We start from the raw sequence: 17062 nt of genomic DNA, 5'->3' as shown, positions 1-17062 counted from the left end.
GTTGGTCGTTCTGGGGTGGTTAAGCGGCGGTGCGCGGCTTCTCGTATTGCGAGATGAGGTATTGCAGTTCTTTGATCTTGCCCCTGACGGCTTCGCTTTCGGTGGCGATCAGTGACTTGACGTGCAGGTCGAGCCTGGCCTTTAAGTCGGCCAGCAGGTCTTCAATGCTGATCTGGCTCATATACCGGACCCCACTTGAAGCTTGAGCTGCATTTCGCGCAGCTTGTCGTTTGACTGCATACCGGCTATCAGCTCCTGCATATCAAACTCTTGCTGCTTCATGCCGAGCTCTGCATACAGCTTCTCAAGTGTCATTTCGCGATCAAGGGCGAGCTTAGCCATGCCCAACTGAAACTCTTGTTGCGCCCGCGCTGCTTCAAGCTGCTGCTGCTGAGCCCGCAATTCAAACTCGCGCTCTTGCGCCTGAAGCTTGGCCTGCTCGGCTTGCTGCTGAGCGGCGATGGCTGGGTCAACTTCAGGCTGCGCATTCGGATCTGGCTTGAGCAGGTAGAGCTCGGGGTCGAAGTCGTTGAGGATCAAATACTCCTCGAAGATCTTTTCCATGTTGGCGATAGGCGCGAACATAGTCCCGGCGATCTGAATCAGGTTTTGAATCTCGATCATGCGGGTTTCGCGCTGGAGCAAGGCAGTAGTGCCCTTGGCGACAACACGAATATCGCCCTTGATTTCGGCTTTCGGGTTAAATTCCATGTTCCAGTCGTAGTACCTCGACACATGCGGGGTCGTGATCATGTCGTCAAAGGATTTAACCGCCCTGGCAATAACGATGTTGGCCGACTCCATGAGCATCGCCATGCCCTGAAACGTCTTGGTGACGCCGCTGCCCTGCTCGCCCTGTGCGATCATCGGAAGGCTGGTCGCCTCGTCGGCCATTTCACGCACGCGAGAGGCGATTGCCATAATGTCGCCAAGCCTTGACGGGATATCGAAGGCCTTGATGACGTTATCGAGCGTCATGCCATCCTGGCCCTTGTCGTCAAAGCGCCAAATCTTGCGCGGCTTCATTTCGTAATCGTTGTCAGCGGGCGTCAGGTAGCCGTCACGGATCACAATCTGCGGCCCGGTAGCTAAGCCGCCGTTATCCATCAACATGCGGTTGAGCGCGTTGTACATGGACTGCTCGGTCCGCATCTGATCCGGAATACCCAGGCCAAACACGCTGGCGTCGTCCTTCTCCCAGTTGAAGAAGTCATAAATCGACTCGCCTTTGCTCATCGGGTGAATGTCGGCCATGACAACGTGACCGCCAATAATGAGCATCAGGCCGTATGGCTCGGGCACATTCTCGTCAAGCTCTTCAGGCGGGCAGCCACAGGCAGCGAGCCATTCACGCTTGATCGGGCCGTAATACTCGACGCAGTAATAGCGCGAGTCCTCGAACTTGCTGCGCTCACCGGTGATGGATTGAATCTGGTGCAGGAATTCAAATTGCTGCTTCTGCGTGTCGGCCGCTTTCATTTGCAGGACGCGCTTCACCTGCTCTTTGTTGTAGTGCGGGTACTTGAGGAGGTCTTGCACGCCGCGACGGGTCATGAATGACAGCTCAAAATCGTATTCACGCTCCTCTGGCCTGGTGGCCGACATATCGGGGAACCAGTAAAACGGGTTGACCCGCTTTGAGCGCGGCTCGATGCGTCGGACAACCTGAAGCTCTTGCTGCCCGGTTTCGGGATTGGTCGCCCATACGCGGCGCTCGTCACCGATCATAACCGGGCCTTTGATAACCCCCGTTCCCAGCTTGGCCGCGTCGTAGATGATTTCTCGCTGGATGGCGTCATAGCCCGATTGCTCGAGCTGGTCCTCGATCTCCTTGCCCATCGCCTCAGATGCGGCTTTGACTTCGGACAGTTCAGCCTGTGCAATATCGCCTTCGGTCGTCTCAGCCTGGTCATTGAGCGCTACAGGGCGCGTGCTGTTCAGGCGGCTGGATAACTCAGGGACCGGCGTATGCTCGGTCTTCCAGTTCTGTTCACCGTTCGGCAGCACGATCTTGACCATGCGAGCGGCGGCGGCATCGACCTTGTTTCGGGTGATGTTGGTAAAGACGCGAGAACCGTCTTCCGGCATTTCCTCTTCTTCGTACTCGCCGTGATACTGCCGCAGGTTCTTGAGCATTCGGCGCTCATAGGGCTTTCGGTCCTTCACAGCCTGATCAAACAGCGCCAGGACTTCGTTACCCATTTCCTGATAAACGTCCAGGTCTTCTTCGCCCGGCTGATCTGGGGAGCCTTGATAGTTTGGGTTCATTAGTAGCCTGTAACTGATCTGGAGGGTGTGAAGGCGTGTATTTCGCGCTGGGCGGTTGGCTTGGTTCGGGCGTGCTTGAGTGCAAGGCACAGATACCTGACGGTATCCATGCAGTTGTGAACGATTACTGTGTTATGAAGAGCGAATGCATGGGTGGCAGGCACTTCCATGCAGTAGACGTCGCTGTTCTTATGCGGCGTTACGCTTACGCAACGTAACTGCTGTGGCGCACGGCTTTGAGCAGGTAGCTTTCTTGACGTATTTGTTTGCAACGAAGGCCGATGAGCAGACGACGCAGGTGCGCTCTTCGTTGTCGATGCCTGACAAGAACCTGTGGCGGGTCTTGCAGGCGTTTGAGCAGAACTTACTGCCTTTGCCTGGCGCGCCCATGTAGGCCTTTCCACAATGCTCACAAGCCTTCTCAATCTTGACGTGAAGCTTGTGCTTGTTGTTCTCATAGTGCTGGTGGTGCCACCGCAAACCATCTTCGCTGCCATGCCATTCAGCGGCAGCCTTGAGGGCGTTTTCAGACAACGGTTTGCTGACGCCCTTGTGGTGATGGGCCATGTGCTCGGCCGGCGAAACAAGCTCGAGATTTTCGGGGCTGTTGTTGCTGCGGTCATGGTCCTTGTGGTGGACGTGATAACCGTCTGGAATTTCTGCTTTGTTGACGTGCTTCCAAACTTCTCGATGAAGCCTGACGCCATCGCGCTGATAGTAGAAGCCGCAAAGGTAATACCGCGTGCCGAGAAATTCTTGAGCTGTTTCTGTGAGGATATTGACGCACATGAATGACCTACTCCACTGTTCGATGTGACGCAAACAACGCCTTCGAGGTGCTGGGATTCAACCCATCCTGACGGCGTAAGAAAGCGGTGATCTGGCGTGCAAATCACCTCGCTTCCGTCCTCGAATTTTACCATGTTAGTCCGTTGATTCATCGAGGTTTTGCGGCAGTTTACATAGTCTTCATACTTGCCATTTATCGACAAAACTTTGCCGCTCGTGCCGACCATATCAATGATCTTTTTTGGTCCTTTGTCAGTCAGGACAACGGTATCCGGATGAAGGCAATGGTCGTTCTTCTTCACGATCCTGCCTTTCTCGTCACGCTGGTAAAGCTTGTATTCCCACAGAAATTTTGACAGCGTATTAAATACCTTGAGGCGCCCTGTGCTGAGACGCTGATACACTTCAAGCAGCCCTGCTTCAACGGCGTTATCGGCGGTCCGAAGGTTCAGCCCTTCGTCGCGATACATCTTGTAAAGCTGTTTGCCGTCTGTCTGAGTCCTACCCTTGCTGGCGGGATCGATAACGCCAGGAATCCATTCGCCACGCGCCTTTATGGCAGAGGCATGAACGGCCGGCTCAGCCTGCCCCCGGTAGTGCTCGGAATACAGATACACCACGTCAGATGCTTGATCCCAGGCGCCCCATACAGCGGCGGTGACATTCCAGCCCACATCCATCGCGTACAGCTTCGGGTAGTGCTCGGGCAGCGGCACTGGATCGATGACAAACTCATCAAGCGCTATCGGGTAGATGGCGCCCGAACCCAGCGACGGGATGCCTTTGGATCGCGCATCGCGAAGGTGCGGCATCGTGCTTTTAAGCATGTCCGATTTCTGCTCTTCAGTGAGGTGCGGCACGTCATCCCAGCCTGCGCTGATTACAGCCCTGCTCATGGTTGTGCATCCTCAATAAAAGACAGTGTGAGTGGCGTCATACCCATGATTGGCGTGTAGGTCATGGCGACTCTGCCGTTTGTAGTCATCGTTCTTACAAGTGCTTCGTCGTAGACTTCTTGCGGCACTTCTTCGTCAAGCCATATCCAGTCCATTTCAAAGCCCTGAAACACCTTTCGGCCTTGCTCATAGGAGCGCAGCCAAAGCCGGCTGATGCCGCCTGAAACGTGCCTGACCTTGATCTCTTCGTAGGCTTCGGGGATGCCCATCTTGCGAGTGAGCCCCGCAATTCGAGCGCCAGGAATAAGGCCGGTACCCTCCTCGCCAAACTTGCCGAGCAGTTTGTTCTGAAGGATGTCGCGAGTGGTGTTGCCGGTATCGCCTGCGGCAAGCGCCGTAATCGGATGCTCAAACTTGTGCCCAGGCCACCAGTCCGGATATTCGCCGGTTAGGTGTACTGAGGTGGCGTATCCGCCTGCTACCGTCTTCCCGACCCTGTTGGCCGAAAGAAATAGGATTTCTTTGTGTAGCTTGCTGGCCTCGAAGAACTCCATATGCTTCGGGTAGAGTTCTCGACGTAGAGGGCCTGTCTCGGGGAATACCGTGGCTATATGGTTTTGACTCTCCCGGCGCTGCTTCTCTTTCAGCAGCTTCAGAAGTCGCTGTTTGGCCTCAGTGCGCGACGTGTTTAAGCTGTGCGAGTTCTGCGGCAATTGCGGCATCAAGCTCTGCATCGTCTAGCGTATCCGTGGTGTCTTTGACTTCCGTCTTCGTCGGCGCGTAGTGGCCTTCCATCTTGTTCAGTTCTTGCACCATCGCCAGGGCGTCGCGGTACTTCTCCTGGCCCTTGAGCGCATAGAACAGCTCGGTTAACTCTTCCTTTTTCTGAACCTCTGACAAAATGTCGCGCTTGTGGTGCTCTTTGATGTACTGCGCCTGCACGACTTCCTGCATGTCGTCCTGCACGGCGCGCACCCACTCCTGGAACTCCGGCTGACGCCAGACGTTATTGAGGAAGTGGTGCGGGTGGTTGGTCTTGTATCCGTACTTTGCTGAAACGTCTTCCTTCAGCGCGCCCATCGAAATCTCTTGAACGATGGAGCGCAGGTTGGCGGTATTAGTGGCGCCCAGCCTTCTTCGAGACGTAAAAAAAGCCGCTTCAGCGGCCTTGATTCGTGCTTTCGATTCCTTGCTCATATCTGGCGCAGGCTGTACGGCAGGACGTGCACGGCGAGCCCGGTCACCCCGGTATATTCAACGGCCAACGAAGTGTCTTCAGCTAGGTCCAGACCGATCACGCCGGAATCGGTAAACGGCGCAATGCCCAGGTACGGGCCGAAGTTGACGCCATCCGCAGAGCCGACAATCGTGGCGCTGCCGCCTGGCTCAATGAAATTGATATGCACGTCGAGGCGCTGGGTTTTTACTGTGTGTGCTCTCGTGCGGCCTGAGCCCACTGCACCAGTTGTCAAGGGGTCTTTTTTGGTAGACATGGGCTTACCTGTTTCGAATGTGCAAATTGAGAAGCTTTCTGACGATCCTGACGGGTCTGATGTGCAGAATTCTGGCGCCGATAATATTGGTCACGGCCGAAGCCGTCCGGGCGCTCGCCGACTCGAGGATGGCCGGCTCATCCAGCACGACCATATAGGCCCGATAACTGCCTGAAGCGACGTTGACCGTGAAGCGCTCCTGAAGCCCGCCAGTTGAGTTCTGAAGGCCTGAGTCGTACAGCGGAGCCAGACTATTACCCGCCTGTCCCGCGAGCACCTGAGCCACTGTAGGCGTCGAGGATGCGTAAGGGACGACGATCACGCGGTATTGCGTATCTGATCTGGTCGCGAAGCCGAATGTTAGCGTCGCCTGAGTGCGCGCATACAGCCCCAGGCGAGTCGATAGACCGGTCTGGAGCTCGCTTGTGCCCTCAACGCCGGTCGATACCAGCCATACAGCACTGACGCCACCGACAACAACGCGGACCTGTACCTGCCTGTTCAGCTGGTTCGATGTTCTGACTTTGAGCCTGAAGAAGCCGCCGTTTTGAATCGTCTGCGTGGCCTGAGCAAATGGCTTGCCGTCTACCGACAGAAACGCGGTCGGATCCGACTGCTCGAAATCGATCTCGATGGTCGTGGTGACGTTGATCCCGGCAATGACCACCGGATACAGCATTTCGACCATCGTGTCAGTCGGTTGCTCAAAATACGCCTGGATCGCAAACTGATTCGGCGTCGAATCGTTCAGATAGTCCTCATAGCGGATCGGGCGAGCCATGAAGGCGTCACCGTCACGAATGGCGGCCGAGACGTACGGCCCAACCACACTGCGCACAGCGCGAATCGGACGCTCAAGAAACTGGAAAGCCGCTTTGAACGCTTCGGAGACGAAAGGCATTTAGATGGCTACTGAGGTGATCGGAATGTGTGTCGGTGTGGCTGCCACGTTGTTGGCATCGTCAAGTAGGAGAATGCCGACAAGGGTTGTGCCGCCTGTAAACAGTGAGGCGAGAGAGCCTGTGACGACGTTGTCCTGTGTGATCACGACCTCGCCATCGACCAGGGACACTGGGCCAAGTCGAATCGCGCCGAAATTGCCATTTTCAGAGAACACGTAGCCTGTCGGATAGGTGCCGGTCACGTCGCGCACATCCTGATCGAGGCTCTTCAGCAGGCGCAGTTCGTAGCGGACGTTTTGCGTAACGTTGACCGTCTGCGTGGCTGTTGAGGTTCGGCTGAAAATGTTGGTGATCGAATAGCTCAGGACGTAGCTGCCAGCCACGTTTGTATTCACGCTGCCCGTAACGACCACTCTGGCCGAGATATCGCCCTCAGTCTCATCAACAGCAGAGAACGACGGCGTAAACGTACCGCCGAGGCTGACCGTAGCAGGGCTGCCGCCGTAGACAACCAGTGTTGGCGATGAGCCGGGATCACTTGATCCCGCGACCAGATCAACCGTATAGGCCTGCGTCGTGCCGTCATTGTTCAGAACGTCTATGGTCGCGGCTTCGGTTGTGCCGAGGGCTGTGCCGAACTTGGCTGAAATGTACTCGTCAGCATTCTGAATGGCCTCAACTGCGCGTATCTGTGCAGGACCGTCCAGCGCGAATGAATTTGGCAGGGTCAGCTTTGCATACCGGCCTTTGGTGTTACCGATACCGGTCAGGATAGAGTTGTCGTCGATCAGCGTATCGACAGCCGGCACTTTGATCGGGTGCGTGATGTTGAATGTGCAAACCGCCTCAGTAAAGTCACCTTCAAGCACGCCGATCTGTTCATAGCCCTCTTTAACAGTGCCTGGGGCATTGATGCGGACAGTTGTTGAGTTGATGACCGTAAATGGCACGTCAAAGCCTGCAAACAGCAGCGTGGTCAGGTTGTTTGCGTCACCATCGGTAATGGTGATATCTACCGCCTGCTGATACTGAGTGACGACGTTCGCAGCGCCTATATTGGATACAGCCGGCATGGATTAAGCTCCCAGGGTCGTGGCGTTGGCGAATGCGTACTGAGAGTGCGCGCCGTTGAAGATGTAATGCGCTCGAACCTGATAGAGCTTGTTTGGCTGGAGGCTGGCGACGACCGCGAAAGAGTCCGTGGTATTTTTGATCACGGTCCAGACGCTCGACCCGCTCGCGTTCAGTTCGAACATTGTGGTACTGCCTGCCGGACCATCGTCCACGTCAATGCGGAAGCCGTTGCTGCTAATGTCTATGATGCCAATACCTGTCGGCGCGGCGAGATCCAGGTTGAACTTGATGCTCACCGGGATCACCTTCTCGCTCGGCAGTGAGTCGTTACTGAGAATGCGCGCCATGACTACTCCGCAATTGTGCTGTAGATAGCCTGATAGATCGGCTTAATGATGAGAGAGAAGCTGTTTTCGTTGGGCTCAGCCTCAACGGAAAACGTCATGGTGAAATCGGTCACGACGCCCGTGTCATCGATAAGGCTGCCGACTGACTGGTAAGTTGAGTTCACAGCTGCATCGACTGGAGCCGTGAACAGATCGCGGATATCTAGAATGATGTTCTCGGCGTCGAATTCTGTGTATGGCGATTTCCAGCTGAGCGCAGATGGCTTTTCAAGGCGCAGATAACGGGTGTTGTTCGGGTTGCCGAGCTGAGCCATGACTGAGTTTTCATCGACCGCAGTTCCTGCGTCTGGCAGCTCAATCTGGTGCGTCTGCGTGTATGTGACGAGCTTGCTGTATCCAGTGCCGGCAGCCATCAAGAACAGGCCATAACTGCCAGTTGCGAGATCGCCAGGCACGTCAAACGTAAACTTCGTTGCATCAACGACGGTCGGCGTTACCGGGAAGCCCGCAAAGGCCGCATCAGATACGTCTGCAGTATCGATGCCTTCAAGCTCGACCGTGACCGCCCTCTGGTACTGCGTGACCGCATTGCCTGCGCCTACCAGCTTGATGTTCATTGGCGTGGCTAGCACAAGGCCGGTAGATGAGAAGGTCCGGAACCCGTCTTTGTTGCTCGCTGAGTCGTGGCTGACATAAATGCCGGCGCGATAGTTCGAAATATCCGTAATAGGCGACGTGATCGTTTTGAGAAGCGCGCCATTCAGGAAACTTTGGATTCGAGGCTCAGCCAGATCGCGGTTGAACCTGAATCGCAGCACGTCGCCTACCGCATAGCTCGTGGTGGTGAAGTCGTTCAGCAGCACCGTTGACCCGTCAGCGTTGCGTTGCTTGATCGTCACCTCGTTAAAGCGGACTCGAATCAGATAGGCCTTGTACGAATCCTTGTCAAAAAGCCCGACGCCCGCACTGGAGAGTGCGAAAGAGCCGCTACTGAAGCCGACAGTGACATCAATGTCGATATTGCCAGAAGACTCCAGCACAGCCGGATGCGTGATATAGACCGTCGCCGGCTTGTCCCTTGGCGTCAGATCGCCACCAACGATTGCGGCAGGGTTGCCGTGAACGACCAGATCGCTGTTCGTGTAGCTGGTGGTGTTTGCCAGGACGCTGAAATCAGCTTCGAAAGTTGCCATTAGCGCGCCCACCCGATGACTTTTTCGCCCAAATTATCGAACTCATTCATATCCGCATGGCTCGTGTGGATCTTGATTTCATCGAAGTACATGCGCTGATCAGACACGACGGCATTGCTTGCGAGGTTGTGCGTGCCTGCCCCTGGAGCGGTCTGAATCCACGTACCGCCCGACTGCGCGAAGTTGCCGCCAGTTGTGCCGACGCGGGTGTAGCGGTTCCAGTTCCAGACGTTGAGCATGTAGAGGCTGGTGTAATAACCGCTTTTGGTAACGAGGAAATCGGTTCGGTTGGTGTTGGTGTAAATTCGCTCCATCAACTGCGTTGAAGGGTTGTACTTCCACAGCTTAAAGATCGCCTTTGTACCGTTCGGCTCTGGATATACCGCAAACTCAAACGTGTTCCACTGGCCCTTTATGAGCCGATCACTGCCGGTCGAAACCTGCTCGGCCGGATAAACCGCCACATAAGCATTGCTCTTTCCGGCTTCGGTCATCGCGTTGAAGTTGATTTCGTTATCGACCAGAACTTTCATGGAGTCGGTCGAGGAGTCGGGCTTAACGACGAGCGTCAGCCAGCCGCTATTGTCTTGCGTCGTCGCATTTCGTCGCCCGCCAATCCGGAAAATCTTCTGGTATGTCGCGTTGGTCTGCCACAGATAGCTCGGCTCGACGTAGACCGAGAATTGAACGTGGATAAACCCGCCGCCGTAGACGTATTTGTTTGACGGGAAATGCTTGCCGCCGCCCCAGTGCAGGTAGCCCTGATGCTCGTTGTTGCCGGGATTGCCACCCATCGAGTCGTAAGCCCGCGAATGGATGTAGTTGCACTGAAACGACCGCGTACCTTTGACCTTGAAGGCATCGGACACATAGGTTTCGTCAGCAAAGAAGAACGAATCCAGGCTCGACCCAGTGGCTTTGGTCCCCACCGCTAAGCGTTCGGCAGTCATGTGGATATCCCACTGCGGTTCGATGGCGCTTGCTATCCTGCCGGGCGTGCCAACACTCGTAAGCTGACTTGCAAGCGCAACGCCTGGCGTTGTTTCGGTGCCCGTGCCGGTGTTACCAGTCGGCGCAGTGCCCCCCGTTCCAGTCGTCGCCTTCACAACGATGTTTGACACAACGCCATCAGCAAAGATTCTGAAGCTGTATGTCGTGCCGGTAGACAGGCCAGTAAACTGGAATGTTCCGGTCGCTGTGCTGGCGTACGTATCGCCGCCCCAGGTCGTGCCTACGGCGCGCTGATACAGATACTGTGTTGCGCCCGCTATCGGCGTAAAAGTCAGCGTAGCGGTCGTGTCAGTCGTGGTTACAGCAAGATCAGTGATTGCCACCTGAGCGGAGGCCTGGATAGCGCGCACACGGAACGGCAGCCCAGGATAGCGCCCGTCTGCGGCTACGGTGGTGAGCTTTGCCGAGGCCACAAACGGCGTCAGCTGGACATAGACGACCGGATAGGTGAACGACTGCGATTGAGTGACAATGACGAGGTCATACGTGCCAATGCCGATGCCTGACGGGATAGTGACCGTCAGCGTGCCCTGTACAGCTGAATGAGTGACAGCCGAGCCCTTGTAGGTCACGCCTGTAATGACGGTGTGATCGATGTAGAGCGGCAGGTTGAAAGTTGCGCCGCCGCCGAAGCCGCCGCCAGGCAGGTCGACAATACCTGATGCTGGCGCTGTGGTGGCCGTAGCCGCGTTTGAACTGGCCTCGCTAGCTGTCAGGTCAAACTCGTAGTCTTCAGCTGGTGTCAGGCCTGTTGCGGTCGCTGTGAGCGGACCCGCTTCGACTCGAGATACCGCTGGCAGCGTCGTCCACGTCACGTCACCGACAACACGATAGCGCGGGTTGTAGGTAAAGCCCGCCGCAGCCGTCCAGCTGAGCTTGATCTGAGTTGAACTGAGCGTAGACGCTACAAGGTCGGTAACGGTTGACTGCGGCACATAGGCTGTGTCGTAGGACGACCCCACAACCGAGCCGTTTGCATTGAGCACTTCAGCCGACAGCTTCTTATTCGGGCCTGACACTACGTTAGCAACTGGCAGCAGGGCGTTTGCTGTGGTCCAGGCAGTATGCGGAGATACCCAGGAATTGCCGACAGGCAGCGGCGCGACTTTGAAATACGCAGCCGTAGCGGTGCGAATTTGCGCCCACAGTGACGTTGGATCGTATGAGCCGGTCGGTGCGGTGATAGCGTGCGTGCGGACGTATGGCACAGCTGCCGTGGCATCCACGCCGTTTTCGGTCACAACGAGGTTATAGGTGCCAGAGGTCAGATTGCCGTGAATCTGGCTCAGCACAATATGCTTCGTGCCGCTGGTGGTGAACGGTATCGCTACACCCGCATAGGTTACAGCGGTGACGACGCTCGAGTCTGTGACCTCGACAGGAACATTCGCCTCAAGCTGACGAAACTGGCCGTCGCCAAATCTAATAATGCTCATGCGACTGCTCCGATATGGCGATAGGCTTCGTACATGTCACGCGAGAACGTGCCGAATTGATTAGTTCTGCGATACCAGTCCACGTAAGCCAGCAGGTCGGGACTGTTACATTGCGCTTCCATGCCAAGCAGGCGAATAGCCAGGGCAAGGCCGGTCATTGAAGGGCTGGCGATACCGCGATACATCGAGTTGAAGTGCTTGTTGTTGCGCGCCGGGTCGGTTGAATCTCTCAAACCCCAATCAGCGCGGCCGATATCGGAGGCGACGTACGGAAACGCATCGTCTGGAATATCGCGGCTGTCAGGGTTCCAGCTGACGCTATTGGTCAGATCAACGTCGGCTTGATCCACGAAGAAACACTGCTGGTCCTCCTGAAACTTGTTCAGGCTGGCGTCAAGCCACTGAGAGAACTTGGTCAGCCCGGTAACTTTCGCAGCGATCAGCATTACGAGCTTGCGGCCCATGTTGTGACCGCCGTCAGCGTGATAAGTGCCGCCCTGCTGGAAAAATCCACACATATCGATGGCGTACTGCACGATCTTTTCGAGCAGTGCGGTCTTTTGTGCGACAGGATGGTCAAGCAGCAGGCTTAAACACGCCGTTTCAATAGCTGTCGCGATTTCCCGGCCATAGGTGCCAGGGGTAGCGCCTACACCGAGCGGGTGTGGATAGGCTAAATCGGCGTGCATGTAGCGGTCGATGTACGCCCCGCTGAACCAGACTCGCGGGAAGTTGAAGAAGCTCTGCACGAGCGTCCAATTTGGCGCGTAGGCGGCCGCGTTGGGCATTTTCAGGTTAGGCAGGCGCGTTGCGTCGATATCTGCAAGCGTGACGCCGGATGGCGTTGCTGGCGTGAAATACGACGGTGCGAAGGCCCCGGCAGCAGGTGGCGTTACAACGGTGTGCAGAATCTGATGCTCTGCAAGGAACGGATCGTCACCGCCATCATGACCGAGCGACGTTCGCTCTGCCGCAGTGTACGACCGAGCCGAAATCAAGACCGATGCGGTCGGCACGGCAATTGGCAAGGTGGCCGCTGCGTTTAGCGTGTTGTCATAGTCGAAAGCCGCCTGCATGCGCTCGTCAAAGCCCTGCAAACTGTTGCCTGGCGTGACACCGAGCATTGCGCCATTGATCTTCAGGCCACCTTCGAGCGCTGGTGCTGGACTGATCGCCGTAACCGAGACTGCGCCCTGTACCCACTTGCGACCGCCTGCATACGTGCCTGTGGCGGGCTCGCTGTTGATCGTCCAGGCCACGCCCTGACTGGTAATGGTCGCGCTGGTGGCGGGTGCAATGTATTTTTGGGTCAGATATGCCGTGGTGTCGGCCATTTCCTGATCGGTCAGCGCACGGTTGTAGATCAGACCTGCGGCCATGTTCATCGTGGCGTAGCCGCCCGTACCGATCTCGCGACCGATCCGGATGCGACCGTTTGCGGCCGCGTAATCTGTGGCGTAAGTCCGTGCAGCGCTCGCTACCTGAACGTTGTCGACATAGGCCTTAGCGGTATTTGCAGAAACCCTGGCCGAAAGCACCTTCCACCCGGCTGTTTGCAACTCTGTAGTGGTCGAAAGATCGTTCGCGCCATAGGCCTGGACGACAAAACGGGCGCCGTTCTGGTTGCTGGTAACCAAGCCAAACACCTGATTCGTGGTCGGCGTTCCGTAGGTAAAGCCCGAGAACGTACCAGCAGCGGTGAATCGCACCAGCATGAATATGGTTCGATCTGCGGCGGCGGTTGGCAGGCCGGTAATGACCGCTGTCGAGTTCTCCCGGTTCAGGTAGTCGTCAACGCCATCAAACGCAATAGACGGCGCGCCCGATGGCGTGCTTGATGCGTTGAGCGTAGGCGTACCGCCACCGACGATCAGATGGTTACCGTTACCCGACAGATCGTCCCACTGACTAACAGACGTGCCAGACGAGAACGTGACGCCGCTGTCGGCTTCAACGCGCATGACGAGGCCGCTTGTGACTAAAGCCATCAGCTGCGCCCCTCAAATTGAATGCTGTTTGTCATTGCAAAGCCCCAGACAGCGGATAACCCACCGTCGCTATTGAAGTGTCAGAAATTGATTGAGGAATGATCAGGAAATAGACCGTTGCCGCAGCAGCTTGAATATCGTTCCATTGCGTAGCGAGCTTGAGCGCTGTCATTTCTCGATATCCATGCCAATAAAAATGATCACCTTGATAGCCGGTGAGCCGTCAGGCAGCGTCGTGTAGTACCTGAGCACAGGAGAGCAGACCTCTTGCCCTGAACTCGGGTCGTCGTAGCATTCGTCCTGGAGCCGCCAGGTTCGGTTTTCGTAAACGTGCTTGTTGCCCGCGTAGAACACGGCATGGCTGCGTGGGCTAAATATCTCGGCGCTCGTCTTGCCTTCGTATCGTCGTTTGGAGACGCCGAAGCGTTGCGAGAAGGCGTTATTGACGAGATATGTGGGGAATTTGACCGCCCTGCTCTCGTGATCGATGCGCTTAATGACAATCGGAAAGGGGTTTGCGTCTATATCGTCCTGAAGCCAGTCGTGCAGATTGACTTCGCGGCTGATGATTGCCTTCAAAGCCTCAACTTGCATCGTGAGCTGGGCGATTTTCAGGTCTTTCTGAACGCTATGCTCGCGAATCGAGGTCAGTTCTTGGTTTGCCGACTCGACCAGTTCGCGCAGAATCTTTACATCGCTCTGAAGCTGCTTGATATGCACGTTCTGCGAGTCGAGCCGCTTCACCTCGTTGGTGTCCAACTGGCCCATGTAGGTAAAGAGGGCGGCGGCGATTACACCGATTGCGCCAAGCGCCTTTACCACCACCATTACAGTGTTTCTACGGTCCCTCGACTCGTCAGCGGAATCATTCATTACAACCCTTAGCGCCGGACTTAGCCTGGCTGCTTACCAGCGTACAGCGCGTCCGTTTCGGCCATTTCTACCGTTAACTTGGCTTCAAGCTCCGCAATATCTGCTTCCGTGATGTTGCCGTTTGTGCGCTCGTAAAGGTCGTTAAACTCTTTGATGTTGCGCGCTACGCCGAGAACGGAGCTCAGCGTGGCTGATGCGAGTCTGACAGCGGTCAGGACTGCGAGAACTTCTGATGCTCCGCTCATACTCGCTTCTCCAGTTCAATCTGTAGCTGTTCGAGGATTTTCACCGCACGTTCCAGATTGGCTTCGGCGGCTTCCGGATCGGTCGAAAGGATATCGGCCGCCGTGTTGATCGTGTCGCGAGCCAGGTACAGCTGAGCGTTAACCGCTTGGCCTTCCTTCGCCGTGATGTAGCCGCCCTTGAAAGCGCTGGCCGTGGCATCGTTGACTGATCGCATCAGCGTCAGTGCGTAGGCATGCTGCTGGTTGAACGTCTTCGGCACTGGCGTCTGGAACATTGAGCAGGCGCCGAGCATGATGCACAGCGATAAAACGAGGAATTGCGCTTGGGCTTTCATGACTTGCTCCTGTGAATCTCGCCAAGGATCAGCACCGGCAAGTTTTTGTATGTGGATATGACCGCATCGCTTGGATGAACTGGGATGTACTCTGCGTCTGGGAAGGCTTCGAGGAAGCGCTGAATTCGCTCAAGCAATGGCGTCATTCAGTTGGCTCCGCTGGCGTCTTGATGATCCCCTTGATCTCCTCGTGAGCCACGTACCGAGCCCACACAGTGCCGATCAGGCCCGTCAGTGCGACGACGCCCGCGACTATCTGCTCTTGGGCTAGCTCGTCTATCTCGATCCCCTGAAGGGCAAAGAGTGTCGCCAGAAGCGCTACAGCCGCCGAGATTGTCGCTTTGCTTTTCAGCAATGGCTTTGAGCCGTTCATAGTCGTCACCGTCGTATTTCTGGATGGTCTTGCAGTCGTTGCACTGTCGAATGCCGCACGATAGGTAATTGACCCACCTGTCATGCGCGCACATCAGCGGGTCAACTCAAAATGACCGGCGTCAATAAACGGCTTGCGGCCTGCGTTCTTTTTGCGTTCGGAGTAGGCGACGATTGCGCCCTGGAGGTCGGTTATCTCGTTTAGCGGCATCCAACAGGCGCCCCAGGTAACGGAGACTTTCAATTCTTCGGCCGCTTGCTGGATCGAATGCGCAATATCGATGTAATAACCCAGCTCAGGCCTGTACTTGCCCTCGTGCCATGCGAAAACGTCAACGGCATCGCCTGTGAGGTGGCGTGAGTCGAGCGTTTGGGATTTTCCGGCAGCTAGGTACTGCTGCTGTTTCTCCAGCGTTCTCAGACCCTCGAATATGCCGAAGTCGGTAGTTGCCAGATTGATGGCGCGGCAGATAACGAGAGACAGATCACCATGCACCCCTTTCAAACGCTCAAACGATCTGCGCGAGAGTTGGTACATAGGACACCAGAAATAAAAAAGCCCGCTGGGGAGTGCGGGCAACAGCAGAAGAACTCGGTAAAATTCGGGCGTAAAAAAAGCCGCGAACCTTTCGGTGGCGGCTTCGGACTTTGGGAAATTGTGCACACTTTCTGCACATCTGTCAATCAGTGGTCAGATAAGCGTCTCGCCATCCGCTCAAGCGCCAGGTTCTCAGCGTCCGATAACTGCCGATGAATCTCGACAGCCTCGCCGGTCAGCTTGAACTCAACCACGCCGAAGCCACCGCAAGGCCGACACTCGACCACCGCACGATTTGGGCGCTTCCATTGGCCGGTGCCGTGACACTTCGGGCAAATGTTGTTCGACAGAAACGCAGAGATCGCCTTCTCGACGTTGGCCGGGTCGTCCACGATTTCAAGAATTGCATTCTCGACACTCTGCCGACGCTTGGCTGAGTGCTCTGAATTGGGATAGACGAACTTGATCATCAGCAGTTCGTAAAGTGAATTGTTCGTGCCTGAACAGGCGTGAGCAATGTCCGCTTGCGACATACCTCCAAACCCCCGCCCCGTCGAACCAATCGAAGCAGTTTTTGCAGCCAATCTGGTCAATCTTTCAGCACTCAAAGTCAAGCCCTCATTAAATAGACTGGTGCATCCTGCGTTTTCGATAGCTTTTCCCTATTATATCGGTTTTTCCGATTGCTTAATATTTGTTCTGCTGACTCTTTCTTCGGCCAACTTATTCGCGAATTTGGCAAACTCTTCCTTGTGCTCCTTGGGTAGCCAGATTGTGAGCAGGACGAGGCCAGCGGCGCGTTTTTGGTCGTCGGTCAATCCGCTTCTCCTGCAAGCGCCCGGATATCATCGGCAAGCCAGTTTTCAATCTTGTCGCGCTGCCTCAGAAGCAAACTTGATAGAATCGCTCGACCACGCTCTCTCGTGTCTTCTCTGCGCTCGTGCTCGTCGTACAGATAATTGCGAAGCTGGATATAATTGTTCGCGTGCGCCGCCTCATAAGCCTGAAGAAGCTCCTCATCGTTTACCTTGCTCCAGTCCCATTCAACTACCGGAGATCCGTTATATGCGTTCATACCTTCTTCTCCTGCTTAGATTTATCAATGATCAAATTCCCATCCTCGTCCGTTGTGTATTTCACCTCCGGCTTCTGGTCTGGCTGGTCCCGTAGGAGGCGGCGGCGTTCTGCTGGGGTCATTTGGTCGCCATGAGGTAGATGACCTGGACAGCCAGTAGGAGCAAGCTGATGCTGTTCAAGAACTGGCTGAGATCCGACTTTCTCAGCTGCGTCGCGACCTTCAGC

22 protein-coding genes are annotated in these 17062 nt (G+C 55.8%); all 22 read right to left on the bottom strand.

The genetic code is table 11. The annotated features are described in order from the left end of the window. Positions 1 to 19: 19 nt before the first annotated feature. The 22 genes from ACH3PB_RS03630 to ACH3PB_RS03525 all read right to left on the bottom strand — a co-directional run bounded on the left by ACH3PB_RS03630 (position 20) and on the right by ACH3PB_RS03525 (position 16835). Positions 20 to 181, bottom strand: a complete 162-nt coding sequence (locus ACH3PB_RS03630; protein ID WP_416398133.1) for a hypothetical protein — start codon at positions 179 to 181, stop codon at positions 20 to 22. Further along, positions 178 to 2268 (bottom strand): hypothetical protein, encoded by a 2091-nt coding sequence (locus ACH3PB_RS03625; protein ID WP_416398132.1) that lies wholly within the window; start codon positions 2266 to 2268, stop codon positions 178 to 180. The genes ACH3PB_RS03630 and ACH3PB_RS03625 overlap by 4 nt, the downstream gene beginning before the upstream one ends. Continuing rightward, complete coding sequence (locus tag ACH3PB_RS03620; protein ID WP_416398131.1) at positions 2268 to 3953, bottom strand: hypothetical protein; 1686 nt, start codon at positions 3951 to 3953, stop codon at positions 2268 to 2270. Before ACH3PB_RS03620 ends, ACH3PB_RS03625 begins: the two co-directional genes overlap by 1 nt. Beyond that, positions 3950 to 4675, bottom strand: coding sequence for a terminase large subunit domain-containing protein (locus tag ACH3PB_RS03615; RefSeq protein WP_416398130.1), 726 nt, complete (start codon positions 4673 to 4675; stop codon positions 3950 to 3952). Before ACH3PB_RS03615 ends, ACH3PB_RS03620 begins: the two co-directional genes overlap by 4 nt. Then, positions 4626 to 5150, bottom strand: a complete 525-nt coding sequence (locus ACH3PB_RS03610; RefSeq protein ID WP_416398129.1) for a hypothetical protein — start codon at positions 5148 to 5150, stop codon at positions 4626 to 4628. The genes ACH3PB_RS03615 and ACH3PB_RS03610 overlap by 50 nt, the downstream gene beginning before the upstream one ends. Next, positions 5147 to 5446 carry a hypothetical protein gene (locus tag ACH3PB_RS03605; RefSeq protein ID WP_416398128.1) on the bottom strand — a complete coding sequence of 100 codons (300 nt, stop codon included), beginning with the start codon at positions 5444 to 5446 and terminating at the stop codon, positions 5147 to 5149. Before ACH3PB_RS03605 ends, ACH3PB_RS03610 begins: the two co-directional genes overlap by 4 nt. Positions 5447 to 5450: 4 nt before the next feature. Beyond that, entirely contained in the window at positions 5451 to 6347 is an 897-nt protein-coding gene (locus ACH3PB_RS03600; RefSeq protein ID WP_416398127.1) for a hypothetical protein, read from the bottom strand. Next, positions 6348 to 7421, bottom strand: coding sequence for an immunoglobulin-like domain-containing protein (locus ACH3PB_RS03595; protein ID WP_416398126.1), 1074 nt, complete (start codon positions 7419 to 7421; stop codon positions 6348 to 6350). 3 nt (positions 7422 to 7424) lie between these two features. Continuing rightward, the gene (locus ACH3PB_RS03590; RefSeq protein ID WP_416398125.1) at positions 7425 to 7769 is read right to left on the bottom strand and encodes a hypothetical protein; all 345 of its coding nucleotides are present in this window, start codon (positions 7767 to 7769) and stop codon (positions 7425 to 7427) included. Between the two features lie 2 nt (positions 7770 to 7771). Then, on the bottom strand, positions 7772 to 8962 hold the full coding sequence (locus ACH3PB_RS03585) for a hypothetical protein (RefSeq protein ID WP_416398124.1): 1191 nt from the start codon (positions 8960 to 8962) through the stop codon (positions 7772 to 7774). Further along, positions 8962 to 11409, bottom strand: coding sequence for a fibronectin type III domain-containing protein (locus ACH3PB_RS03580; RefSeq protein WP_416398123.1), 2448 nt, complete (start codon positions 11407 to 11409; stop codon positions 8962 to 8964). The genes ACH3PB_RS03585 and ACH3PB_RS03580 overlap by 1 nt, the downstream gene beginning before the upstream one ends. Continuing rightward, entirely contained in the window at positions 11406 to 13397 is a 1992-nt protein-coding gene (locus ACH3PB_RS03575; RefSeq protein WP_416398122.1) for a LamG-like jellyroll fold domain-containing protein, read from the bottom strand. The genes ACH3PB_RS03580 and ACH3PB_RS03575 overlap by 4 nt, the downstream gene beginning before the upstream one ends. Before the next feature lie 31 nt (positions 13398 to 13428). Then, entirely contained in the window at positions 13429 to 13569 is a 141-nt protein-coding gene (locus ACH3PB_RS03570; RefSeq protein WP_416398121.1) for a hypothetical protein, read from the bottom strand. Next, on the bottom strand, positions 13566 to 14270 hold the full coding sequence (locus ACH3PB_RS03565) for a hypothetical protein (RefSeq protein ID WP_416398120.1): 705 nt from the start codon (positions 14268 to 14270) through the stop codon (positions 13566 to 13568). The genes ACH3PB_RS03570 and ACH3PB_RS03565 overlap by 4 nt, the downstream gene beginning before the upstream one ends. Positions 14271 to 14290: 20 nt before the next feature. Then, on the bottom strand, positions 14291 to 14515 hold the full coding sequence (locus ACH3PB_RS03560) for a hypothetical protein (protein ID WP_416398119.1): 225 nt from the start codon (positions 14513 to 14515) through the stop codon (positions 14291 to 14293). Then, positions 14512 to 14850 (bottom strand): hypothetical protein, encoded by a 339-nt coding sequence (locus ACH3PB_RS03555; RefSeq protein ID WP_416398118.1) that lies wholly within the window; start codon positions 14848 to 14850, stop codon positions 14512 to 14514. Before ACH3PB_RS03555 ends, ACH3PB_RS03560 begins: the two co-directional genes overlap by 4 nt. Then, positions 14847 to 14996: a hypothetical protein gene (locus ACH3PB_RS03550; protein WP_416398117.1), complete on the bottom strand. Its 150-nt coding sequence runs from the start codon at positions 14994 to 14996 to the stop codon at positions 14847 to 14849. Before ACH3PB_RS03550 ends, ACH3PB_RS03555 begins: the two co-directional genes overlap by 4 nt. Continuing rightward, complete coding sequence (locus ACH3PB_RS03545; protein ID WP_416398116.1) at positions 14993 to 15307, bottom strand: hypothetical protein; 315 nt, start codon at positions 15305 to 15307, stop codon at positions 14993 to 14995. The genes ACH3PB_RS03550 and ACH3PB_RS03545 overlap by 4 nt, the downstream gene beginning before the upstream one ends. A 9-nt stretch (positions 15308 to 15316) precedes the next feature. After that, positions 15317 to 15760 carry a M15 family peptidase gene (locus ACH3PB_RS03540; protein WP_416398115.1) on the bottom strand — a complete coding sequence of 148 codons (444 nt, stop codon included), beginning with the start codon at positions 15758 to 15760 and terminating at the stop codon, positions 15317 to 15319. A 146-nt stretch (positions 15761 to 15906) separates the two neighbouring features. After that, a complete protein-coding gene (locus ACH3PB_RS03535) occupies positions 15907 to 16293 on the bottom strand; it encodes a hypothetical protein (RefSeq protein ID WP_416398114.1) in 387 nt (128 codons plus the stop codon). Between the two features lie 132 nt (positions 16294 to 16425). Further along, positions 16426 to 16578 (bottom strand): hypothetical protein, encoded by a 153-nt coding sequence (locus ACH3PB_RS03530; protein ID WP_416398113.1) that lies wholly within the window; start codon positions 16576 to 16578, stop codon positions 16426 to 16428. Further along, positions 16575 to 16835: a hypothetical protein gene (locus ACH3PB_RS03525; RefSeq protein WP_416398112.1), complete on the bottom strand. Its 261-nt coding sequence runs from the start codon at positions 16833 to 16835 to the stop codon at positions 16575 to 16577. The genes ACH3PB_RS03530 and ACH3PB_RS03525 overlap by 4 nt, the downstream gene beginning before the upstream one ends. Positions 16836 to 17062: the final 227 nt, after the last annotated feature.

Origin of the sequence: Allohahella sp. A8 (assembly GCF_047946665.1) — a bacterium.
Classification (GTDB): Bacteria; Pseudomonadota; Gammaproteobacteria; order Pseudomonadales; family Oleiphilaceae; genus Allohahella.
The sequence above is the reverse complement of the archived record's forward strand: the minus strand, read 5'-3'. Positions and strand labels throughout refer to the sequence as shown.